Origin of the sequence: Echinimonas agarilytica (genome assembly GCF_023703465.1) — a bacterium.
GTDB classification, from domain to species: Bacteria; Pseudomonadota; Gammaproteobacteria; order Enterobacterales; family Neiellaceae; genus Echinimonas; species Echinimonas agarilytica.
The window spans coordinates 645,842-669,047 of the sequence record NZ_JAMQGP010000001.1; the positions used below are offsets into that span (position 1 = coordinate 645,842).

The 23,206-nt window shown below is 45.7% G+C and carries 24 protein-coding genes; 23 read left to right on the forward strand and 1 reads right to left on the reverse strand.

What is annotated here, in order from left to right:
- The 18 genes from NAF29_RS02680 to NAF29_RS02765 all read left to right on the forward strand — a co-directional run bounded on the left by NAF29_RS02680 (window position 1) and on the right by NAF29_RS02765 (window position 17,971).
- The gene (locus NAF29_RS02680) at window positions 1–918 is read left to right on the forward strand and encodes a pilus assembly protein PilM (RefSeq protein WP_251259939.1); all 918 of its coding nucleotides are present in this window, start codon (window positions 1–3) and stop codon (window positions 916–918) included.
- A complete protein-coding gene (locus tag NAF29_RS02685) occupies window positions 915–1,511 on the forward strand; it encodes a hypothetical protein (RefSeq protein ID WP_251259940.1) in 597 nt (198 codons plus the stop codon). The genes NAF29_RS02680 and NAF29_RS02685 overlap by 4 nt, the downstream gene beginning before the upstream one ends.
- Window positions 1,508–2,152, forward strand: a complete 645-nt coding sequence (locus NAF29_RS02690; RefSeq protein ID WP_251259941.1) for a hypothetical protein — start codon at window positions 1,508–1,510, stop codon at window positions 2,150–2,152. The genes NAF29_RS02685 and NAF29_RS02690 overlap by 4 nt, the downstream gene beginning before the upstream one ends.
- Entirely contained in the window at window positions 2,145–2,483 is a 339-nt protein-coding gene (locus NAF29_RS02695) for a hypothetical protein (protein ID WP_251259942.1), read from the forward strand. The genes NAF29_RS02690 and NAF29_RS02695 overlap by 8 nt, the downstream gene beginning before the upstream one ends.
- Window positions 2,484–2,495: 12 nt before the next feature.
- On the forward strand, window positions 2,496–4,202 hold the full coding sequence (mshL, locus tag NAF29_RS02700; protein WP_251259943.1) for a pilus (MSHA type) biogenesis protein MshL: 1,707 nt from the start codon (window positions 2,496–2,498) through the stop codon (window positions 4,200–4,202).
- Entirely contained in the window at window positions 4,199–5,044 is an 846-nt protein-coding gene (locus NAF29_RS02705; protein WP_251259944.1) for an ExeA family protein, read from the forward strand. The genes mshL and NAF29_RS02705 overlap by 4 nt, the downstream gene beginning before the upstream one ends.
- Window positions 5,041–6,192, forward strand: coding sequence for a tetratricopeptide repeat protein (locus NAF29_RS02710; protein WP_251259945.1), 1,152 nt, complete (start codon window positions 5,041–5,043; stop codon window positions 6,190–6,192). Before NAF29_RS02705 ends, NAF29_RS02710 begins: the two co-directional genes overlap by 4 nt.
- 1 nt (window position 6,193) lies before the next feature.
- Window positions 6,194–7,924: a GspE/PulE family protein gene (locus NAF29_RS02715; RefSeq protein ID WP_251259946.1), complete on the forward strand. Its 1,731-nt coding sequence runs from the start codon at window positions 6,194–6,196 to the stop codon at window positions 7,922–7,924.
- 2 nt (window positions 7,925–7,926) lie between these two features.
- The gene (locus NAF29_RS02720) at window positions 7,927–9,150 is read left to right on the forward strand and encodes a type II secretion system F family protein (RefSeq protein WP_251259947.1); all 1,224 of its coding nucleotides are present in this window, start codon (window positions 7,927–7,929) and stop codon (window positions 9,148–9,150) included.
- On the forward strand, window positions 9,150–9,614 hold the full coding sequence (locus tag NAF29_RS02725) for a hypothetical protein (RefSeq protein WP_251259948.1): 465 nt from the start codon (window positions 9,150–9,152) through the stop codon (window positions 9,612–9,614). The genes NAF29_RS02720 and NAF29_RS02725 overlap by 1 nt, the downstream gene beginning before the upstream one ends.
- A 75-nt stretch (window positions 9,615–9,689) precedes the next feature.
- Window positions 9,690–10,295, forward strand: coding sequence for a type II secretion system protein (locus NAF29_RS02730; RefSeq protein WP_251259949.1), 606 nt, complete (start codon window positions 9,690–9,692; stop codon window positions 10,293–10,295).
- 37 nt (window positions 10,296–10,332) lie between these two features.
- On the forward strand, window positions 10,333–10,788 hold the full coding sequence (locus tag NAF29_RS18165; RefSeq protein WP_285817545.1) for a prepilin-type N-terminal cleavage/methylation domain-containing protein: 456 nt from the start codon (window positions 10,333–10,335) through the stop codon (window positions 10,786–10,788).
- A gap of 113 nt (window positions 10,789–10,901) precedes the next feature.
- Window positions 10,902–12,566: a PglL family O-oligosaccharyltransferase gene (locus NAF29_RS02740; RefSeq protein ID WP_251259950.1), complete on the forward strand. Its 1,665-nt coding sequence runs from the start codon at window positions 10,902–10,904 to the stop codon at window positions 12,564–12,566.
- A gap of 125 nt (window positions 12,567–12,691) precedes the next feature.
- Window positions 12,692–13,144 carry a hypothetical protein gene (locus tag NAF29_RS02745; protein ID WP_251259951.1) on the forward strand — a complete coding sequence of 151 codons (453 nt, stop codon included), beginning with the start codon at window positions 12,692–12,694 and terminating at the stop codon, window positions 13,142–13,144.
- The gene (locus tag NAF29_RS02750; RefSeq protein WP_251259952.1) at window positions 13,134–13,685 is read left to right on the forward strand and encodes a prepilin-type N-terminal cleavage/methylation domain-containing protein; all 552 of its coding nucleotides are present in this window, start codon (window positions 13,134–13,136) and stop codon (window positions 13,683–13,685) included. Before NAF29_RS02745 ends, NAF29_RS02750 begins: the two co-directional genes overlap by 11 nt.
- A gap of 14 nt (window positions 13,686–13,699) precedes the next feature.
- Complete coding sequence (locus NAF29_RS02755) at window positions 13,700–14,473, forward strand: PilW family protein (protein WP_251259953.1); 774 nt, start codon at window positions 13,700–13,702, stop codon at window positions 14,471–14,473.
- Window positions 14,445–14,879 carry a hypothetical protein gene (locus NAF29_RS02760; protein ID WP_251259954.1) on the forward strand — a complete coding sequence of 145 codons (435 nt, stop codon included), beginning with the start codon at window positions 14,445–14,447 and terminating at the stop codon, window positions 14,877–14,879. Before NAF29_RS02755 ends, NAF29_RS02760 begins: the two co-directional genes overlap by 29 nt.
- Window positions 14,876–17,971 carry a DUF6701 domain-containing protein gene (locus tag NAF29_RS02765; RefSeq protein WP_251259955.1) on the forward strand — a complete coding sequence of 1,032 codons (3,096 nt, stop codon included), beginning with the start codon at window positions 14,876–14,878 and terminating at the stop codon, window positions 17,969–17,971. Before NAF29_RS02760 ends, NAF29_RS02765 begins: the two co-directional genes overlap by 4 nt.
- Here the strand turns inward: NAF29_RS02765 and NAF29_RS02770 are convergent.
- Window positions 17,968–18,456: a YbaK/EbsC family protein gene (locus NAF29_RS02770; RefSeq protein ID WP_251259956.1), complete on the reverse strand. Its 489-nt coding sequence runs from the start codon at window positions 18,454–18,456 to the stop codon at window positions 17,968–17,970. The genes NAF29_RS02765 and NAF29_RS02770 overlap by 4 nt on opposite strands.
- Window positions 18,457–18,696: 240 nt before the next feature.
- Between NAF29_RS02770 and NAF29_RS02775 the strand changes: the two genes are divergently transcribed.
- The 5 genes from NAF29_RS02775 to rng are packed head-to-tail and all read left to right on the forward strand — an operon-like array spanning window position 18,697 to window position 23,205.
- Window positions 18,697–19,740: a rod shape-determining protein gene (locus tag NAF29_RS02775; protein WP_251259957.1), complete on the forward strand. Its 1,044-nt coding sequence runs from the start codon at window positions 18,697–18,699 to the stop codon at window positions 19,738–19,740.
- Between the two features lie 28 nt (window positions 19,741–19,768).
- Window positions 19,769–20,662: a rod shape-determining protein MreC gene (gene mreC, locus NAF29_RS02780; protein ID WP_251259958.1), complete on the forward strand. Its 894-nt coding sequence runs from the start codon at window positions 19,769–19,771 to the stop codon at window positions 20,660–20,662.
- Entirely contained in the window at window positions 20,659–21,132 is a 474-nt protein-coding gene (gene mreD, locus NAF29_RS02785) for a rod shape-determining protein MreD (RefSeq protein ID WP_251259959.1), read from the forward strand. Before mreC ends, mreD begins: the two co-directional genes overlap by 4 nt.
- A gap of 6 nt (window positions 21,133–21,138) precedes the next feature.
- Window positions 21,139–21,714, forward strand: coding sequence for a Maf family protein (locus NAF29_RS02790; RefSeq protein WP_251259960.1), 576 nt, complete (start codon window positions 21,139–21,141; stop codon window positions 21,712–21,714).
- A gap of 3 nt (window positions 21,715–21,717) precedes the next feature.
- The gene (rng, locus tag NAF29_RS02795; protein ID WP_251259961.1) at window positions 21,718–23,205 is read left to right on the forward strand and encodes a ribonuclease G; all 1,488 of its coding nucleotides are present in this window, start codon (window positions 21,718–21,720) and stop codon (window positions 23,203–23,205) included.
- The last annotated feature ends 1 nt before the right edge of the window (window position 23,206 follow it).

Genomic DNA, 23,206 nt, shown 5'->3' on the forward strand with positions numbered 1-23,206 from the left:
ATGGATTTGATTGCCAAACTGATGAAGCCTCGTACAGATGGTGATCTCATTGTGGGGTTAGCGGCGAACCAGCTAACAGCTATGTTGTTTAAATCAGGAAAGTTTGTTGAGCAATTGGTGATTCCTGAAAGTTCCCCCGCGAACTGTTTGGCTCCCATGAAAGAGATGCTGGAAAATCACGGATGTTCTAAGCCGGCGGTTTCCCTTGTCCTTTCAGAGGAACGTTACCAGCAAACTCAAATCGATAAACCAACGGTTCCTGCCAGCGAAGTGGCGGCGGCTTTAGTTTGGTCTGTTAAAGATCTCATCAATATACCTGCAGACAATATCCAACTTGATTACTATGACATGCCTAAAGTGGGCGGTAGCGATCGAGTCACTGTCGTTGCGGCAGAAAAGAAATGGCTCAAAGAGTGGGTGAGCTTCTTTGAGGTGGACCTCAAAGGTAGCGTTAACGGTATTCAAATTGAGGAACTTTCTATTCTCAATTTATTGAATGATGAGGCGGTGCCGGTGCTTATGCTGTGGCAAAAGCCCGAGCAAGAGCTTCAAATTCTCGTTGTTTTCCAAAAGAAGTTATACCTATCCAGGGGATTACGAGGTACTGCCGGCTTATCACGATTAGCGGCCGAAATGATGGTCGATTTAGTGGATAATGTTAGCCTCGAAATTCAACGCGCTATTGATTATTTTGAAAGCAATCTCCGTCAGCCTCCAGTCCGTAAAGTGATGCTCGCTATCGGTGGTGCAAATCAGCATATTGTGCGAGAACGAATCGGCTCAAATTTGGGTGTGGACGTTCAATTTTTTTCGCATGCCGGAGCGATAGAAATGCAAGCTCCGACAGCCTCTAATTTACTACCTTTGATTGGTATTTTGTTTGACCAAGGTGATGTGAAAGAAGAGGGTCAAAAATGAAAACACGCATTCAGCTTCTTTCTACTGACTTAAGGCCTCCTCGCAAGTTACTTGATTTTCAAATGGCCAAGCGTATTTGGTTGTTTTGTGTATTGTTAATGGTTGTGTTGTTTGGTGTTTATGATTGGCAGCAACTTGATTTGGAAGAGCAACTGAAAAAACTGAAACAAGTTGAAAGTCAATTGAATGCTCAACATGAACAACTCGCAAGGGCTCAAGCAGAAGTTCGAGTATCACCTGATCTCAAGGCCATGTATGCAGATGTTGAGTTAGAAGCAGAGCTAAAGCGCAAGTTAATGGAACGCGTTCAAGAAGGGGCGGCTTCGGTTCGCTTTCCTTATTCGTCATTTTTAACCGATATCTCGGTCGTGAATGAGCCCAAAATTTGGTTGGATAACATTGTTATTAGCCGGGATAATATTCTACTGAGTGGCCTAGCATCTGAGGCCGATATTATTCCTGAGTGGCTTACGCTGGTTGGCCAACAAGGCTATTTACTGGGCCGCCCTTTTAATAAAGTAACGATTTCTGAAGAGCCTCCATATCATCGTTTTGAATTACATGCGGAACCAAAGTTGGGTGATAGAAAATGAGCCGAATGAAGGAGCTAGAAAACAAATTTAACGTGATGACCGCCCGAGAACAGGTGATGGTATTGGTTGCCGGTATGTTTGTGATTGTATTTATTCTTCAGGCTTTGTTGCTTGGGCCTGCAATGGATAGCAAAGCTCAAAACCTCGATGATTTAACCAAGACTCGCCTCAACAACAAAAATTTAGTGCAACAAATTGAGTTACTGAAGCTGGCACTTCGGCGAGATCCTAATGAAGGCATAAAACTGCAGTTAACTGAGTTACAAAAAGAAGTGCTGCGCCTTGATGGTGGGCTCAATGAGTTAACAGTTGACTTGGTGACGCCTGAACAAATGCTTCCTGTACTCCGAAACTTGTTGCAGAAAGTAGAAAATGTACAGCTGTTATCTTTAAGTTCCAATGACCCTCTTTCTATCTTGGATGACACAAGTAAAGCCGGTATCGGAATGTTCAAACATTCAATTGAGCTCAATATACGCGGTGATTTTTTTCAAATTTATCGTTTGGTACGTGAAATCGAAGATTCGCCGTGGCGTTTCTATTGGGACGCGTTTGAATACAGGGTTGAAGGGTATCCAAACGCTAAAATTAAGATAGAGCTCTACACCCTAAGTACCAGTAAGGACTATATTCGTGTCTAGATTATGGCTGGTGACATTGCTAAACCTATGCTCTTTTGCGGTGATTGCCGCAAATGAAAACGTTGAACGAATGCAATTGACGGATCCGACTCGGCCGATTGGCTTTCGAGAGGTTGCAAGCCAAGGCGGGGATGGTGAGGTACAACTAAGGTTGCAACAAATCATGACATCCGAGTCGCGACAATACGCAGTGATTGATGGGCGTATTGTGAGTGTTGGACAAGTTCTTGGTGAATATACAGTGTTAGCGATTACTCCTTCTGCAGTGACGCTAGAAAAACAAGACTTAACAACAGTGACTTTGACCATGTTTAAATCATTTAAAAAATAACAGAAGCGCGCTATGACGATTACCAAAACTAAAATTCTAATATGGTTTGCAGCCACAGCCACTTTGCTCGCCGGATGTGAGGCAACGGTTAAACAGCCTGACGATATTCAAAAAGAGATTGAAACTGCGTCAGAGCAAATTGAACAACAAGTTGCCAAGCCGCCGGTGTTGCCCAGTGAGGTCATGCAAGAGCTTATGGCGCCAACGACAATCACCGAACGTTTGTCTCGTTCTCAGGTGCGCTTTAGTATTGCTGCTGACCAAGTTGATGCCGCGACTTTCTTTGCGAGTTTGGTGGAAGGAACGCCTTATTCAGCTGCGATTCACCCAGATGTGACAGGCGCAATTACGCTCAACCTACAGCAGGTATCACTGCAAGACGCACTTGAAGTAGTACAAGCTATGTATGGATATGATATCCGACGTACTGGCAATGTATTGCAGGTATTTCCATCAAAACTCAGAACTGAAACGTTTTCCATCGATTACCTCATGCTCAAACGAAATGGTCGTTCTCGAACGACGATCAATTCGTCGAGCTTGGTTGATGGCGATGACAATAATGACAGCAGCGGAAGCAGCTCAAATCGCTCAAACAGTTCCTCCAGCAATCGCAGTTCTTCGTCAGGCTCATCTTCGGTTGACAATGCCGGAACTATGATTGAAACCGAATCGGAATCAGATTTTTGGAAAGAATTGCAGTCGTCGGTGGCGCTGATGATTGGTACCGGGGATGGTCGAGCAGTTATCTCTACACCACAGTCGGGTTTGCTGACCGTCAGAGCAATGCCGGCTGAACTGGCGCAAGTGGAAACTTTTGTAAATCGATTACAAAACCGTGTTCAACGACAGGTCTTGCTTGAAGCGAAAATACTAGAAGTACGCTTGTCTGATGGTTACCAGCAGGGCATTGATTGGAGCGCGTTTGGCAGTAGTGGTTTTGGTGCGGGGTCACAGAGTTTAGCGGGCGCTGGGTTTAATCCAGTGACAGGCAACGTGACCGCAGGTAAAGGTGTTCCGGGGAACGATATTGGCAATTTGATTGGTGGTATCTTCTCTATTGGTTATCTCAGTACCGATTTTAATGCTGTGATTGATCTGCTTAAAACGCAAGGGAATGTCAATGTACTGTCGAGCCCTCGTATTTCAGCTTCAAACAACCAAAAAGCGGTCATTAAAGTCGGTTCCGACGAATATTTTGTGACTGAAGTGTCTGCCACTACGGTGACAGGTACGTCAACGTCGACTACACCTGAAGTAGAGCTCACGCCATTCTTCGAGGGTATCGCACTTGATGTGACGCCACAAATAGATGATTTAGGCGGGATTTTGTTGCATGTACACCCCTCGGTCACTGCGATTAGTGAACAAACAAAAATCATCTCTATTTTCGATCAGGATTTAGCGCTCCCTCTGGCTAAAAGTGATATTCGAGAAACAGACACTATCGTCCGAGCTAATAGCGGTGATGTGGTCGTGATTGGTGGCTTGATGAATACGTTGCGTGAGCAGGCTACTTCAAAGGTACCTGTACTTGGAGATATTCCTTTATTAGGCGGCTTATTTACTAACGTCACTGAATACGAAGAGAAACGCGAATTGGTCATCATGTTAAAGCCAACGATTGTTGAAACCGACTATGGCCTTCAAAGCTTGAAGGATTCTAATTCAACCATTGACAGTTGGTATAAAGACGCCCAAAAACGGTTTGACCAATGATGTATCAGCAACACTTTGGCCTTAATGACATGCCGTATTCGCTGACGCCGAATACGTCGCTTTATTGTTCATTGCCGCCTCATGAAGAGGCATTGGCCATGTTGCTTATTGCGATCGAAAGTGGAGAAGGCGTGCTCAAGGTTGTGGGTGAAGTTGGCACAGGAAAAACTCTGGTTTGTCGTAAATTGCTAAATGAAATGCCAGACAACATTAAAGCAGCTTATATTCCAAACCCTTATTTAAATCCGGATGAAATGCGTTGGGCACTGGCTGAGGAATTAAGGTTGGATCTAGACCATAGCCTTAATCAGCAGCAGTTGTCGCAAGTGATTCAAAAACGGTTGATAGAGCTTCATGAAGCTGGATCTCAAGTTGTTTTATTACTCGACGAAGCGCAAGCCATTCCTACTGAGGGGTTGGAAGCCCTTCGTCTTTTTACCAATTTAGAAACTGAACGCAAAAAGTTATTGCAGCTAGTATTGTTCGGTCAGCCAGAGCTGGATCAGCGTTTGGCCCGGCCCGAGTTAAGGCAATTACGCCAGAGAATTAGCTTTTCATGTCGATTACGGGCATTGCATGCTCATGAAGTGCAACCTTATATTCATCATCGAATGCAGGCCGCTGGCTATAAAGGGGCCCCCGTTTTTGGTTCAATGGCTTCACGTCTTATTTACCGAGCCAGCCGCGGTGTGCCGCGTTTGGTGAATATGATATGTCACAAAACTTTAATGCTGTGCTTTGGTAAAGGCTCGCATCAAGCCTCGGTTTCACAAGTTTGGAAAGCGATTAGAGATACCGAAGATGCTTCGTTATTTGGCCTTCGTATCGGGAGTATAAGTTGAGCGTTATTAATGAAATGTTGAAGGATCTGGAATCTCGAAAGTCTTCAACAGAACAAGCGCAACAGCCGGATTTCAGAAAAAGCACCTCTCAGGTGTGGCTGTCACGATTGCTACCAACGGTGACCTTATTGGTTGCCGCTGTATTGGTGTATTGGATTTGGTTTGCGCCAGATGTGGAGACAAATAGAGAAACCATACTAACGGTTCAGCCAACAATCGCTTTAGAACAAGCTTCTCAAGCGCAGTCAGATCAAGAAGAATCAATTGTGAAGCCGAATGTTGATGAATCGACGAATGGCATTGGAGCAACGGCTCCGACCTCGGCTTCAGGACGCCCTCCCGCAGCTACTGATGAAGTAAAAGCAGATATACCCGCACCATCAAGGGGCTATTTCGATGTGATTGCGAATGCGGGTAAAACCTTGCCGGTGAAAGAGCAAACCGAAGCAGTTGAGGTGACTCCGCCGGTCGAGCGTATTCCTGAAGTCGCTCCGATCGTCAAAGAAACTGCCTCGCCAAAACAAGTCGAGAAAGTGGTGAGCAAACCTTCAGTTGTGCAGAAACGTATGACCGCCAAGGAGCTGATCGAAATTCAATTGAATGAGGCTCGGGAATATTCCGCTAATGGTCGTTTTGCAGATGCTGAAGCACGATACAAAGCGGTACTTAGGCGTCAGCCGACTAATTCTGATGCGCGTGTTGAGCTCGTGGCGTTGTACAACCAGACAGAGCGCCACTCAATGGCGTTACAAGAAATTGACGGGGGCTTGCGTGTCACCCCTAGTCAACCAGAACTGAACATGATTAAAGCTCAGCTGTTGCTAGGTCAAGGTGATGTAAACGCAGCTTGGTTGGCTTTGCAAGCGGTGAATGAATCACAAGTTCAAGATGATGGCTTTTTTATGTTAAAAGCTGGTGTTGCCAGCCAAATGGGCGATCACCAATCGGCCTATGCGAGTTATGTAGGTTTAACAAACCGAGAACCCGGCACCAGCCGCTGGTGGTTAGGTAGAGCCATTAGTGCTGAAAATATTCAAAATATTGAAGATGCAGTGTCGAGTTACAAAATAGCGCTTGAAAAAGGCGGATTGAGCCCAGCGTCAACACAATATGTCATGCATCGGCTGAACACATTAGGTCTGCGTTAATATGGCTAAGATTCAACTCAAACAGCGGCTTGGTGATTTACTTGTTCAGGCTGGAAACATTACCGAAGAGCAGCTGACAGAAGCATTGGCTGAACAACGTGCCAGCGGCCGTAAACTCGGCACTACCTTGGTTGATATGGGGTTGTTATCAGAAGAGCAGCTCATGCGCTTTTTAGCGCAACAGCTCAATGTCCCATTTATTGATTTGCAAAGTCTGGACATTCAACCTAAAACTGCGCAATTGCTACCTGAAGTTTTGGCTCGACGTTATCGCGCATTGGTGTTTGATCAAGTCGGTAACAAAGTTTATTTGGGGACGGCCGATCCCGCTGATTTGAACGCTATTGATGCGCTTGAAGATCGACTCAGCAAATACGATATAGAATGGGCTGTGGTAAGAGAAAGTCAGCTGTTTGAAGTGTTTGACCAGCTATACAGACGTACCGATGAAATTTCTTCTTATGCATCTCAGTTGGGGCAAGAATATTCTGAGAATGAAGAGTTCAACCTTGCTGATTCTGTGACCGATGATAGTGAGGGTGAAGCCACGGTTGCACGTATGCTGCAATCTATTTTTGAAGATGCGGTGCAAGTTAAAGCATCGGATATTCATATTGAGCCCGACAACGGCCTGCTTCGCATTCGCATGCGAGTTGACGGCCAATTACAAGAACAGATTATTGACCAGGCTAAGATTGCGGCAGCTTTGGTGTTGCGACTTAAATTAATTGCGGGTCTCGATATTTCGGAAAAACGACTGCCTCAAGACGGTCGTTTCAACATGAATGCTCGGGGTCATAGCATTGATGTGCGTTTGTCGACTATGCCTATTCAGTATGGTGAGTCGGTCGTGATGCGTCTATTGGACCAGTCGGCCGGTATCTTGAGCATGGACGAAACGGGGATGCCTGCTCATCTAATGAAGCGTTTTCGGCTGCAATTAACACGCCCGCACGGTATGATTTTGGTGACCGGCCCAACGGGTTCCGGTAAAACCACCACCTTATATGGTGCGTTAAGCGAGATGAATACCGCTGAAACCAAAATCATTACGGTTGAAGATCCGGTGGAATACCGGTTGCCTCGAATTAGCCAAGTTCAAGTAAATGCCAAAATTGATTTGACCTTTTCGAACGTTTTAAGAACCGCGTTGCGTCAAGATCCGGATGTTTTGTTGGTGGGGGAAATGCGAGACCATGAAACGGTTGAAATTGGCTTACGAGGCGCTTTAACCGGCCACCTAGTATTATCTACGTTGCACACCAATGATGCGATTAGTTCTGCTTTACGTTTGCTCGATATGGGAGCACCAGGATACCTAGTGGCGAGCTCTCTGCGGGCGATTATCGCACAACGACTAGTGAAGCGTGTTTGTAATAACTGCACAGCACCCTATCAACCTACGGCTGATGAGTTGAGTTGGTTGCAATTTATTGCTGACGATCTCGATATAAAGCAGTTCTCATTTCAAAAAGGGCGAGGGTGTCAAACATGCCACCAAACGGGCCATCGTGGCCGGGTCGGTGTGTTTGAATGGCTTGAAATGAATGACGACATGATTAAAGCGCTGCGCAATGATGATACGCATGAATTTTCTGAAGCCGCGAAGAAAAGTAGCCATTACCAGCCGCTTGCTCGAGCAGCATTTGATTATGCCGCCCGTGGCATTACCTCGGTCTCTGAGGTCTTGAGGTTAGCTGAATATATCGTTGAATCAGAGCAAGGTGATTAACGATGGCCAAATATAGTTATCATGCGCGAGATGGTGAAGGACAAGAAGTCCGCGGCGAAATTGATGCGGTGACCCCCGCAGCAGCCGCCGATAATCTATTACGTCGCTCATTGATTCCTATAAAGATAGAAGAGGCTTCCGAGTCAGGAACTTCATTCGATCTCTCGGCACTTTTTGAAAGTAAGATTGGCTTAGATGAGCTAGTTATATTTTCTCGTCAAATGTATTCGCTTACCAAGGCAGGAGTTCCAATTCTAGGGGCTATTACTGGCTTATCCGAAGCGAGCCACTCCAAAATAATGAAAGAAACTTTGGATGACTTGCTGGAACAACTCGAAAGCGGCCGAACCTTATCTACCGCAATGGCTGGCCACCCTAAAGTGTTTACGCGTATGTACATTAGTTTGGTGCATGTAGGTGAGAATACGGGGCAGCTCGATGAAGCATTCTTGCAATTGGCAATGTACCTTCAAAAAGAACAGGAAACCCGCCGACGAATTAAGTCAGCAGTACGCTACCCTACTTTTGTCATCATCGCGATTACTCTGGCATTAGTGGTACTCAATATTTTTGTAATTCCTAAATTTGCAGATATGTTTGCAAAATTTAATGCTGAATTACCTTGGCCAACCCGCTTTCTCATTGGGATGTCTGATCTGTTTGTGAATCAATGGCACTGGATGCTGATTGGTTTAGTGTTGATGGTGGTCGGGGCGCGAAGTTATGTTCAATCTGAAGCGGGCCGATTAAATTGGGATGGCTGGAAAATTCGATTACCTATTATGGGCTCCATCATCTATCGTTCCACACTCGAACGCTTTAGTCGTAGCTTCGCCATTATGTTGCGCGCAGGGGTGCCTATTAACCAAGCGCTTACGCTGGTGGGTGGTGCCGTCGATAACGCATGGGTTGCCGTAAAAGTAGCTGAGATGCGCCGTGAAATTGAGCGCGGTGATACACTGCTGAGAACCTGTAGGCGCAGTGAGTTATTTACTCCTTTAGTTTTGCAAATGATCGCGGTGGGCGAAGAAACAGGTAAAGTTGATGAACTGTTGCTTGAATCCGCTGATTTCTACGAGAGAGAAGTTGATTTCGACTTAAAGTCTTTAACAGCTAGAATTGAACCAATACTTATTTTGGTGGTCGCAGGTATGGTGCTTATATTGGCTTTAGGTATTTTTACGCCAATGTGGGACATGATGCGAGTCATTCGTGGATCGTCATAGTGGATAGCCAAAATTATGTCGACGGTATTAATCGGCGACTACTGCTCGTGATTGTAGGTGTTGTACTGATGTTGGCGCTGGTGTTCGGTATCAGTATAACAACCAGTAAGAGCCGCAGTCAGTGGGATGCTTCCATTGGAGACATACTTGAAAGAGATTTTCGAGTCACGTTAGCCGGGGTGATTGCTGAAGCTCGCTTGAAAGGGAATGTATCCTTTGTAGAGATTCAGGGGCGCAAGATTAAGGTTAACCGTGCGGGCCGACCGATGGTAGCAGGTTTAAATAACGAGCCAGATTGCGGTGCTATTTGGTTTCAGGTGATGGGTTTTGAACCTAACAATAGAAGTTATCCAGTAAGTCCGGTGGTAGTCACTAAAAAAGTTGATGACCGTAAGACCGTTGCATGTCGGTTTTATGGTATGTCAGGGGACTTTTTTGATTACACCCCTGATCCGATTAAATAGATGTAAAAATTTTTTGTTTTGAACAAGTTGTGCAATTAGACTGAAGTTAGACATTAGAAAGGCGGTCATGAGTTGATGAACATATTAAATGATAAAAGTAGCAAGCAGTCAGGTTTCTCGTTGATTGAGTTGGTGATTGTTGTGACTATTTTAGGTCTGTTGGCCGTCACTGCACTTCCGCGCTTTCTAGATGTAACTGATGAAGCACAAATCGCAAATATTGAAGGCATGGCCGGAGGTTTTGCTACGGGTGTGAGCCTTGTTCGAGCACAATGGGAAGCTGAAGGTCGGCCCAAGGTCAATTCAAAAAATAGTGTTGTATACGATGGAATACGTTTATATTTGACTGAAGCGCAAGATTCGCCCATTGTTTCGCCTGGGTACCCCGTTGGTGACGCTCCCAGTGACAGCAATAGCGCATCAATGACATCTGAAAAATGTATTAAAGTATGGAACGGAATTTTACAAAACCCGGCGACCTTGACGAGTGATTCAAGTGAAGCGAACAACAACCGGTATTTTGTGGCTACAACATCAGCCGACTTGTGCATTTTTTACTTAGTACAAACATTGAATCGAAATACCAATGGTGCGATTGAAGACCCTTCGGGCTCGACGACTGTTGGAAATAATTTTGTATATGATCCGGCGAATGGCCGTGTATCAGTTAATATTAACTAGTTAACAACTAAAATCTATAAAGTAGAGGGTAGTCTATATGAGACAGCAACAAGGCTTTACGCTGATCGAATTGGTGGTAGTGATTGTTATTTTGGGTATCCTTGCCGTAACAGCCGCACCACGTTTTATTAATTTGCAAGGCGATGCTCGCCTCTCGACTATTCAAGGACTGAAAGGCGCAATTGACGGAGCAAACTCGCTCGTATTCAGCCGTGCAGCAATCGATGGAACTGAAAGTGCACCAACAGGAACTGTGGATGTGCAAGGCGCAACCGTGAATATCGTTTATGGTTATATAAAAGGTGCTGAAGCTGACATCGTTGCAGCAGTAAATATGAATGCCGACGATTGGGAAATTACAGGAACGGCCCCTGTTAAGTTCTTTCCGAAGGGAGCTGACTCGAGTGGTAGCTGCTCTATTTCATATACCGAAGCAACGTCTGGAGCATCTTATACATTGACTCTCGATGCAACAGATGCAGGCGATTGCTAAATTGACTTCGATTGAAGGCAGCCAATATGGCTGCCTTTTTTTTGCTCATTAAACAGTGCAAAGTAGAGAACTATTAAAGGTATATGGAGTTAGTTCAAAGAAAAGGAACTTTTGTGGCATGCGGAATCCTAATACTACTTATTGTGAGTAGTTTAGTGAGTGCTGTTTTCGACAACATGGGAGGCTCTTCACTGGCATTGCCAATTAACAATTTAGTGTGGTGCTGTTTTTCAATCCTTTCCTATTTTTCATGTCGTTTAATTTGCGCGCAAGCCAATGCCAAGATATCTAACAACGCCATTGTGTATCTCATGTTTATCGTATCCTTGATTGGCCCTTTGGCTTGGGGAAATGAAGCAGGAGTCGAAGTCGTTTACCGAATGATCGGGGTGATTCTAGGTGCGGTAACTCTATTTTTTGTTTGGAATCTGCTTAGTATTAGGAATATTGATGCGTATCTAAATGCTTTGATTGTGATGGGGGGCGTTCAAGTTCTTATTGGCATTTACCAACTTTTTGCAGCATCATTTTTGGATATTACAATCAATACGGTTTGGAATTCTCCTATTCCCGTTGGAAGCTTTCAACAGCCGAATGTCATGGCATCTTTTTTAGTCGTGAGTGTCGTCGCGGCTTTTATAAAGCCACTCAATTTTGGCAGTTCAATACCATCAACAACTCAAAGGCTCTCCGATTTCATTGCAAAGATTGTTTTGGTGGGCGCGTCTTTTACATTAATCGTGTTACTTTCACGGACAGCATTACTGAGCTTAGTGCTGTCTTTGATGCTGGTTGCTTTCGTGGCTTGGCGTACCGGAAGCGATAAGAAAAAACAACTATTCAGCGGCTTACTTCTCATCATATTAGGTGGCATCTTGGGAGTCATTTACAATGATTTTCAGGAGTCTATCCGCCGAGAAGTTGAATCTTCGCTTGTTTCTGGTGGCGTTCGTTTAGTCATCTGGCCTATTGTTTGGGACATGTTTTTAGAACATTGGCTATTCGGAATTGGGTATGGAAATTTTGAAGTCGCTTATTTGAATTTTCAAGCAGAGTTATACCAGCAAAATGGAGACTACGGCCTCTCGAAGTTGTCGCACCCACACAATGAAATATTGTTTTGGGCGGTAGAAGGTGGAATCCTACCTTGTGTTGGAATTTTGAGTTTTGCGATATTCGTGATTTGGCGTCTTTGCGTGTTGGGAGCTCGCGGCGCATATCTGGCGGCTTTGATGTTGCCTTTGGTTCTGCATTCACTTACGGAATATCCGTTTTATGCGTCCGCATTCCATTGGTTATTACTATGCAGTTTATTGGGTTTTCTGGAAGTGTTTTATCATCACCAAAACTTTCAACACATGCGTATAGTGAATGTCAGTTTTGTAAACGCTTGGAATGGCGTGGCACTGAGCCTATCAAGTTTATTGGTCATATTCTGCTTGACCAATCTATGGACGATCCGGCAAGTGACTGAAACGGTAAAAATGCCTGTTGAAACGCGCACATTAGAACCATTGCAGAGCATTGTGAACCCGTATGTTATGCAGTACCAGCTTGAATATATGATCATGCATTATACCTTGCCGATTTATCTGAAAGAGTCGAATAAGCAAGGCTTGCTGCAATATGTAGAGTGGGCGCAAGGAGCAATGAAGCGCAAGCCTCGCGTTGAGTTACTGATTAATATGATTCGAAGTTACACTGTTTTACAAATGCACTCCGAGGCAACTGCGACCATCCAACACATGAAGTATCTCTATCCGAATGCCAAGTTGTAATCGAGTTGCCTGATTCGTCGTTGACTTAGGTGCTGATTTTCAGCGACCAACGCATTGTGTTGATATACAATATGAAGACACCTATATGTGAATTTGACTCAATTCTCGAGGAGCCAATACCAATCATGAGACATGCCTTTAAGCAGAGACAGTCGTCTGGTTTTACGGTGATTGAGTTGGTGGTCATCATTATTATTCTTGGGATTATTTCGATTACCGTTATCCCTCGCTTTATGTCGAGCCAAGGCTTTGCTGAAGTTGCAATGCGAGATGAGTTGGTTGAGCGATTGCGCTCTGTGCAATTATCGGCCATGAGTTCAGTAAGCGGTGAATGCCACATGCTGGTTGTAACGCCCTCTTTCTTTGGTGTGTCGCAACGCGATACTGGATCTTGTCCAAGCACCTACCTTGATAATGTGACGTCATTTGTGTCCGTCACGTCCTCGCTTAAAAATATAAGCTTTGACCGCTTAGGTCGGCCGCAAGACGACTGTGCGGGTGGTTGCGATGTGATCATAACCGGCTCTACGACCGAGTCATTGAGGATTGAGTCGGAGGGTTTTATTCATGCTTTGTAAAGGCAATAATGGCTTTACTCTCATAGAGTTGGTTGTCGGTATTGTGGTCATGGCTATTGCTATGTTGATCATTACCGGTGTGCTTGCGCCTCAGGCACGAAATACCGTTGATCCAGTGATGGATGTGAAAGCGTCAGAACTTGCTCAAACCATGATGAACGAGATCCTTGCAAAATCTTATGATGAAAACTCTGATCATGACGGAAGTCGTTGGCGGTGCAGCGAAGTTATTCCCGGAATTGTTGTGCCGGCCTGCGGCAATGGATTAGGGCCTGAGGAAGCAAACCGTGTGCTCTACAATGATGTGGATGATTTTGATACAGGGGGAGCCTTTATTTCAGGAAATGATCTGCTCAATTCATCGGGCCAAATCATTGGTGATTTATATCCAAATTTCGCCGTTCGTATCGATGTATCTCATGATGCGACAGCATTTGATGGTGCCGCCAATGCCATTGATATTGCAAAAAGGATTGATGTTATCGTTCGTGTTCCATCGGGACGAGAGTTTGTGTTCTCGGCTTATCGGGGGAACTATTAATGAGGGGGCGCCAAGTGCAATCAGCATTTACGTTGATGGAGCTTGTCATCGTGTTGATGATCTTAGGTATCTTGGCGGTATCTTCCACGGTTTTTATTCAGTACGGTGTTGAAACCTATTTAGCCGGTGTGGACCGCCAAAAGATGAGCGGTTCAGGACGCTTTTTAGTGGAGCGGTTGTCACGAGAGTTGCGTGATGCAGTTCCCGGTAGTCCAAGAATTCATGATGTGTTTTCTGAGACCGGAGACAATGGTGCGAACGAAGGAAGTTGCCTATCTTTCAGGCCAACCGAAGCAGCCTTTGCCTACCTAGAGGCTCCCATTGTGCCTAAAGGGGCTTCACTCACCGCAACGGTAATGCCCGACAGTACGTTCCCAAATAATCTCAGTAGCTATATTGCAGTGATCTTTCCTGAGTCATATACCGACTTTAATGTGGCGAATGGCCGTGCTGCCACTGTGAGTGATGTGGATACGTCAGTTGTGCCCCATGTTGTGACGTTTTCTAGCGCAGTCCAGTTTGAGCAGAACTCGCCAGCGCAACGCCTTTATCTTACACATAGCGAAATAACCTATTGTTTAGATGCAGGTAATGTCTATCGATACATTAATCGTTTGACGCCAGTTTTGATGGGACAAAACTATGGCAATACCGCAGCAGAATTGATGTTTTCAAGAAGCGGGTCAAGTTATTCCTTTTATTCCCTCATAACAGTGCTCATGCGGTTATCTGAGCGTGGAGAAGATGTGGTGTTAAGTCATGAAATTCAACTACTCCAACAACCTTAATCGCCAAAAAGGCGTAGGCCTAGTGATTGCCCTATTCACCATCATTGTGATGTCGCTGCTTGCAATGTCATTGATTCGACTTCTTTCCGATGCTGGCCGAAGTGTGGCTGTTGAAGTGTATGGGACTCGAGCATTACTTGCAGCACAAAGCGGTGCAGAGTTGGCAATGGTGAAAGTATTTCCATTATCAAATGGTGCAGGAGAGGCGTGCTTTAGTGATGAGACCGTGTCGTTTGCCAATGCTCAGGGACTTAAAAATTGTACTGTTTCAATCTCATGTAGCCAAGTGAGCCAAGATTCAGTTTCTTACTACACGCTACAAGCAGTAGGAGCGTGTAGCGCAGGAGCCGATAGCATTGCTGTGGAGCGCGCGATAGAAATTGAAGCGCGTGGGTTATCTCTGTGAATATTCGTTTTGTATTTTACCTCCTTTGTGGCTTGCTATTTTTTGCTTTGAGCACCAAGGCAAATGCGGTTGCATGCGAAGATGTACTTTCTAAAACTCTGCAAGGTCTTCGCACTGGCGCCTTTCTGCAATTCAGAAATGGAACCAAGGTGATCAATACGCCGGCGGGCGAGCAATTTGATTTTGAGATCTTGTATGACTTAACAAGCGGTAGTTCTTGTCCAGGAGCTTTTCCCGACGGACAATGCCAAATTTCAAACCAGCTTGGTATACGCCCGAATGGTATTCCCTTACGTGATGTCGCCTCCGGGGGGCGAACAATTATTGTCAATACGGGCGAAACCGTAATTTTGGGACAAAATGGAGAGTCTCGTTTTAACCAAATCATAATGAACGGTGGCGACCTGTACTTCTGGGGAGGTGCTGGAGCCAATCTTAACGCTAAAGGGTATGTGGAGTATGAGATCAGAGAACTCATCGTTCAAAGTGGTGACTCGACCGTATTTTTCCCTCCGGGAGATATTTGGATAGGGCAAACCTTTAATATCGTATCAGGTGAAATAATCACCGAAGGTTTATCAACTGCAGGCGTTGATCCAAGTAACCCTTTGAAGTCTCAAACAACGCGTTTTTATTCAAATGCTCAAATCGTGTTGCAAAGCAATGCGACGGGCATCAATAAGGACACAAGTTACCCAGTAGAAAATTTAGTGATTTACACTGATAAACGGGTTCAAATTTTTAACGGCCATATTCGGGGTGCTTTAGTACAGGACGCAAGAGATGCTAATTACGAAACATTAGAGCTTCAAAATAGTACGGCTAAATTTGAAGGTTTGGCTGTGGTTGAGACTTCCGTAGACACTTTCAATGGCGAGATCATACACAACTCCGATGTTCTCAACGCCGATTTTTCGGATATTTGTGATAGCAACACAGTCACTGATATTGAAGTTGTGCCTGCAGCTCCTAAAGCGCTGACCTGCGAGGCCGTCGATGTCACTATTCGTATGCTCAACGCAGGAAACCTTATCTCTGATTACGAAGGTACAATTGAGCTCAGCTCCAGTACCAACAAGGGCAATTGGCAATCTCAAGCTTCCAATCAGGGCAGTTTAACGGGGACGGGGGGCGACAATGGCAGCGCCTTTTATGCCTTTGACAGTGACGATGGTGGAACGGTGACCTTAAGCTTTCGGCATCCCGAGGTGGGGCCTGTGACCTTGTATGCCTCCGATGGCAGTGTGACTGGCACTGGCAGTGACGTTGAATTTGTGCCCGAAGGCTTTACGGTAGACTTTTTAGCAGAAAACCCTATTGCTAATACTGTCTTTAGCGCCATTATTACAGCCGTTGAAAGCTCCGATGATCCTGCTGTCTGTGTACCTGACGACAGCTATACGGGGACCAAGTCCATCGACTTTTCCGTTGAATATGAAGACATTCACCCGGGGATCCCAGCCACCCAAGTGCGCAGCTTAAAAAATGATGTGGATACCGTGCCTGAGTATGGTAGCGGTGCACTGACGAAAATAGTTGAGTTCAACGCTGGCGTGTCAGAGCAAGTGCGTCAATTCAAATATAAAGACGTAGGTGGGCTGACTTTACATGCATCCGAGGCGGATAGTAACGATCCGAGTACCCCGCTTGTTGAAGGACAAGGAACGGTGGTTGTCGTGCCCGCGGGGATCCGTTTATTAAAAGTGGCGAATGATGATTGCTCGTTGCTCAATCCTGAAGGTACAGCGTTGACTGGGAATGGTTTTGTGGCAGCAGGCCAAGAGTTTGAGCTCAGTATCGCGGGGATCATGCAACACTGTGAGCCGAGCGACGATTGTAGCTTAATATCTGATCCTTGTATTACGCCGAACTTTTCAGAAGACATCAGTTTTAGTCCGTCATTAGACACTCCCAGTGGTGGGCAATTGGGTACCTTTCAAGTGGATGGTAACGCAGGCATGGCAGTGGTGCCTGCTGATTTTAGTGATGGTTTTGCCACACTCTCAAAAGTGACGTACAGCGAAGTTGGAAGTGTGACGCTGGAAGCGGAGCTGGCGGATTTTTTGGGGACGGGCACTGGGGCGCAAGTTCATGCTCAAACCATCGGGCGTTTTTATCCTGCATACTTTGAGCTCGAAAGCTCATCGGCCATGGCCAGCTGTGTGCTTGGAGACTTTTCCTATTTAGGGCACACAGCGCAACAACTCGATTATGAAGTCTTGGCGCGCAATGCCAACGATGGGACGGTGAGAAACTACGATACCGACAGTTTAGGTTATCAGTTTGCGGCACAAACCCCGAGTTATTGGCTGTTTAATCGAGCAGTGACAGACGTTGACTTAAGTGGTCGGTTGAATGGTTTGGGTAGCACGCTTAAGTGGGTCAATGGTGTGGTGATCTTGAGCGACAACTTTGGCGTTGAGCGGCAAGGCGTTAACGCGGCGATAGACAATGGTCCGTTTACAACAGCCGAGTTGGGGCTTTCACTCAAAGGTGGGGATGACGAAACCTTCGAAGCCAGCGAACTAACGTACCCTTGCACAGGTAGCTGTGATGCTATTCAGCTCTTGCCTGACGTCTCAAATTCATCGTTAGGTGTGCCTTTGGCGCCTATGTACTTCGGTCGCTTAGTGGTGGGCAATGGGTATGGCGCAGATACCGAAACAGTGCATGTTCGAAATGAATTTGAGCGTTACGAATCTTCAGGTTTTGTATTTAACGGAAAAGATAGTTGCAGTGCTTTGACGTTGAATATGATGAGTTTTACACCGGATAACAGCGCCAGCGGTATCCCGATAGGTTCGGGTAAAAGTGAGGTGTCGATGACCTCAAATTTAAGCACGTATGGTGATGCGGTGGTGGCGAATGAGGGGCGTTATTGGGTGCGCTATAGTGCACCGGACAGTCGTGGGTATGCCACGCATTACATGGGTGTGGGCGGTGTAAGCGCGCCTTCAGAGAATTGGCCAGAGTGGCTAAAAGACGACTGGGGAAATACAGGCGTGTTGGATGAAGCGGTCTCAGGCGTTGCGGTTTTTGGGCGTCAGCGTAGCAGCGACCGAGTGATCACGCGGCGCGAAGTAATGCCTTAAATACTTGTGTCGAGTTCCGTGGCAGCGCAGTCACACCACGGAGCCGAGATGAGTGACAGGTAGTCTTCCATCTTTAACACAACCGACTCGGTCAATACGCCACAATTAAAAGCGATATGTTGATTATCGCAAAGGCTTCTATCCAAATGCATTTCTATGTCCAACAGACCGTTGCCAAACGGTGGCAATGCACCTTTCACAACACCCGCTAGATTGAATAACTCTTCCTTGGACGCAAATCTCAATTTAGAGCTTTTTAGGTAGTGTCGAACTTTGCCAGAATCAATTCGTAAATGCGCAGCCAATACGATCATAACGAAACCATGCTGGGATTTGAACAAAATACTTTTGCCCCCGATCGACTGAGGGTGCCCCCGTAATGCCGAGCTATCAAAACAGGTTTCTGCTGGGGCATGTTGGATGCGTTCAAATGCAATTTGCTTCAGTGCGAGTAACTCTAAAATTTTTCTGCCAATAGGAGTCATGCTTTGTCTTTCCAGTTTTTGAGTAAAGGCTCAGATTCTTGTAAAAAACAGTGTCAAAAACTAAACTTTCGTCATGATCATGCCAGATTTTCACTTCATTCTCTCTTTATGTCTGCTTTACTCGTTTATTAAGGCTCTGTCGCTTGTCGTGGCGGTGGGGCATTGGTAAAGTTAACCTCATTTACTATCAAGCACTCCTCTCAAGTTTAATTTGAGAGCTAAATGTTTTTGGGCCCATCCATGTTAAAAAAGTTTCGCGGAATATTTTCCAATGATTTGTCCATTGATTTGGGCACAGCGAATACCCTCATCTATGTTAGAGAGCAGGGCATTGTTCTGAATGAACCATCTGTAGTTGCTATTCGCCAAGAGCGCGCGGGTGGCCCTAAAAGTGTGGCTGCTGTTGGTCATGCAGCCAAGCAAATGCTGGGAAGAACGCCCGGAAACATCCGCGCAATTCGTCCGATGAAAGACGGTGTTATTGCCGATTTTTATGTGACTGAAAAGATGCTGCAGCATTTCATTAAGCAAGTGCATTCGAATAATTTCTTCCGTCCCAGCCCTCGTGTTTTGGTGTGTGTGCCTTGTGGCGCCACTCAAGTTGAAAAACGAGCCATTAAAGAATCAGCCGCGGGTGCCGGTGCACGTGAAGTGTATTTAATTGAAGAGCCGATGGCTGCTGCTATTGGTGCGGGCTTACCGGTATCTGAAGCCACCGGTTCAATGGTGGTTGATATTGGAGGTGGCACCACGGAAGTAGCCATTATATCGCTCAATGGTGTGGTCTATTCGTCATCGGTGCGTATTGGCGGTGATAAATTTGACGAAGCAATTATCAACTATGTGCGCCGCAATTATGGCAGCTTAATTGGTGAAGCCACAGCCGAGCGAATCAAACACAGTATTGGATCTGCTTACCCTGGCGAAGAAGTCTGTGAAGTTGAAGTACGCGGTCGTAACCTTGCTGAAGGTGTGCCACGTAGTTTTAACCTGAACAGCAACGAAATATTGGAAGCCCTGCAAGAGCCGCTAACGGGTATTGTTTCTGCGGTGATGGTGGCGCTGGAACAATCTCCACCTGAACTAGCCTCAGACATTTCTGAACGTGGCATGGTGTTGACCGGCGGCGGAGCGTTATTGAAAGATCTCGACCGTTTATTAATGGAAGAAACAGGAATTCCTGTGGTGATTGCAGATGACCCATTAACATGTGTTGCTCGTGGAGGCGGAAAAGCGCTGGAAATGATCGACGTTCATGGTGGTGACGTTTTTGCCTACGATTAATGCAGCAGTATAACCGGTTGTTCTGCGCATGAAACCTATTTTTGGGCGAGGTCCATCGCTTCAGTTTCGCTTATTTTTGGCTGTTTTTGCAGCCATTATACTGGCGTACTTGGATCGAAATTTTGCCTACGTAGTGCAAGTTCGCGGTTATCTTAGTACGGCTGTTTCGCCTGTTTATTATGTGGCGAGCTTGCCGGATCGAATGCTCAGCTCTGCAGAAAACTACCTGGTCAGTCGCAGAGTGCTACGCCTTCAAAACCTTCAGCTTAAAGAGCAAGCTCATATCCATTCGGGACAACTGCAATTATTGTCTCAACTTCAGCGTGAAAACAGCCGTTTGCGCGCACTTTTAGGTTCGCCGGTACAGCAGGATACACGTAAAGTCGTTGCTGAAATTGTAGCGGTGGAAACAGACCCTTACCGATATAGAGTACTGATTGATAAAGGATCCGATAGCGGCGTATTTGTGGGGCAGCCGGTGTTGGATGACAATGGCGTTGTGGGGCAAATTGATGAAGTGGGTCTTACTACGAGTCGAGTGTTGCTTATTGCCGATATTAGCCACGCGATACCGGTGAGAGTCAGTCGAAATGACATTCGCACCATAGCCGTTGGTGTAGGCCAACTCGATCAGCTCGAACTTCAGCATGTGCAACACAGTGCCGATATTCAAACGGGAGATATTCTTGTGACGTCTGGTTTGGGCGGGCGTTTTCCTGAAGGTTATCCGGTTGCTCGAGTCGATACCGTGAATGCCGACGAAGGCTTACCCTTCTCTCAGATTACTGCAAAGCCAATCGCTGAACTCGATCGACTTCGTTATTTGCTTCTTATTTGGCCTACAGATGAAGTGGATGAAACGCGCGAATTGATTGAAACTCTAGAATCAGATGCGTCAACAGAAGCGGGAGAAAGCGGATGATTGAACGCGTTATTCTATACTTTACTTTGTTTGTTGCGCTTGTGTTTGCGGTGATGCCGTTACCAGAGCTAGTGCAAGCGTATCGCCCGGATTGGCTATTGTTAGTCGTTGCCTATTGGGGACTTGCATTACCTCATCGTGTCAATGTGGGCACAGCGTTCACAATGGGCTTGATGCTCGATGTACTGAAAGGCTCGGTGCTAGGAGCTAATGCGTTAGCAATGAGCGTGATCATCTACGTAGTAGCATTGCAGTTTCAGAAAATTAGAAATTTTTCGGTTTGGCAACAGGCAATTATCATTGCTCTGTTGTCGTTAATGGCCAAGTTATTTGAATATTGGATGACCTATTTAGCCATTGATGTTGATTTTGATCGGGAACAACTGTGGGCGGTTCTGATTAACTTTATCCTGTGGCCGTGGGTCTTTTTCCTGATGCGACGAATACGTCGCCACTTTAGGATTCGATAGCGCCCAATGAACTTATCTATGCCATTAGTCTTGGCGTCAGCGAGCCCGCGTCGTAAAGAGTTATTGTCTGACATTATTGCTGATTTTAAGGTCTGTGCCGCAGATATTGAAGAGCGTCGGTTAGACAATGAGTCTCCGGCAGATTATGTGTCTCGGCTAGCGCTCGAGAAAGCACAAGCTGTCTCTGGGCTTTATCCGGAACATTGGTTGTTAGGCTCCGATACAATTGTTGTGAGTGGTAATCTAGTATTTGAAAAGCCGAAAGATAAAGACGATTTTTTGCGCATGTTTTCGGTGCTTTCAGGAGCAACCCACCAGGTGATGACGGCAATTGCAGTGGTCAAGCAAGAACGACACTGGGTTGAAAACGTCATTACTGATGTAACGTTTAGAACACTCTCAATGCATGAAATTGACACGTATTGGGACTCAGGTGAGCCAAGTGATAAGGCCGGTGGCTACGGCATTCAAGGGCAGGCAGGTTGCTTTGTGGAACGCATTGTCGGCAGTTACAGTGCGGTTGTAGGCCTTCCATTGTGCCAAACTCATCAACTGTTGACTCAAGCGCTTCAGGAGACCTGAACAATGCACTCTTCCTCGCAAGTAGGAGTTGAGCTCCTCATTAATGTCACTCCCAGTGAAACCCGTGTTGCCCTCGTTGAAAATGGAGTCTTACAAGAAGTTCATGTCGAACGCCAAGCCAAACGCGGCATTGTGGGAAATATTTACAAGGGTAAAGTGAGCCGAGTATTACCTGGCATGCAAGCAGCGTTTGTTGATATTGGGCTTGAAAAAGCCGCATTCCTTCACGCATCCGATATTGTGCCTCATACCGAATGTGTTGCCGATGTTGAGCAAGAACACTTCCAAGCTGGCAACATTGCTGAGTTAGTTCGAGAAGGCCAAGAAATTGTAGTGCAAGTGGTGAAAGATCCACTGGGTACTAAAGGCGCTCGGCTCACAACGGATATTACATTGCCTTCTCGGTATTTGGTTTTTATGCCTGGTGCAGAGCATGTAGGCGTGTCTCAACGAATTGACTCAGAGGAAGAGAAAGAACGCTTAAAGAATCTCATTAGTCAGTATGTGAATGAATCCGGTGGTTACATTATTCGCACTGCAGCGGAAAATGCTACAGAGCTCGAGTTGGAGCAAGATGCTGCATTTCTGATGCGTTTGTGGAACAAAATTCAAAAACGTTGGCAGGAATATCACCCCCTCACCATGATCTACGGTGACTTGAGTCTCGCATTTAGAGTGTTAAGGGATTATGTGGGCACTGGCATTGACCGTATTAAAATTGATTCTAAACAGACTCACGAGCAACTCAGCGTATTTTTAGATGATTTTGTACCTTCGTTGAGTGGTGCTCTTGAATACTACCCAGGCGAGCGTCCTCTATTCGATTTATATGAAGTGGAGTCTGAGATTCAACGGGCATTAGATTGCAAAGTTGAAATGAAGTCCGGCGGTTATTTGATCATTGATCAAACCGAAGCCATGACGACCATAGATATTAATACGGGTGGCTTTGTCGGTCACCGGAATCTCGAAGAAACGATCTTCAATACAAACCTCGAAGCGACTCAAGCTATTGCTCGCCAACTCAGGCTGAGAAATTTAGGCGGCATCATCATTATTGATTTTATTGACATGGTGCAAGAAGACCACAAAGAGCGCGTCATGGCGAGCCTTGAAGCGGCGCTATCTCGTGACAATGCTAAAACTAAAATTAGTGGTTTTTCTGGACTAGGTTTGGTTGAAATGACACGTAAACGAACTCGTGAAAGCCTAGAACATATTTTGTGCGAGCCCTGTTTATGCTGCAAAGGGCGTGGCTCTCTTAAAACGGTAGAGACCATTTGCTTCGAGATTTTACGCGAAATTTTACGCGTCAACCGAGCGTATGATGCCGATAAATTTGTGGTGTATGCGTCGCCAGCGGTGGCCGATGCTTTAGATGAAGATGAGTCACATGCGATGGCTGAACTCGAAGTTTTTATCGGTAAGCAAGTGAAAGTTCAATCCGAGATCATGTACGGTCAGGAAAAATTTGACGTGGTAATGATGTAAG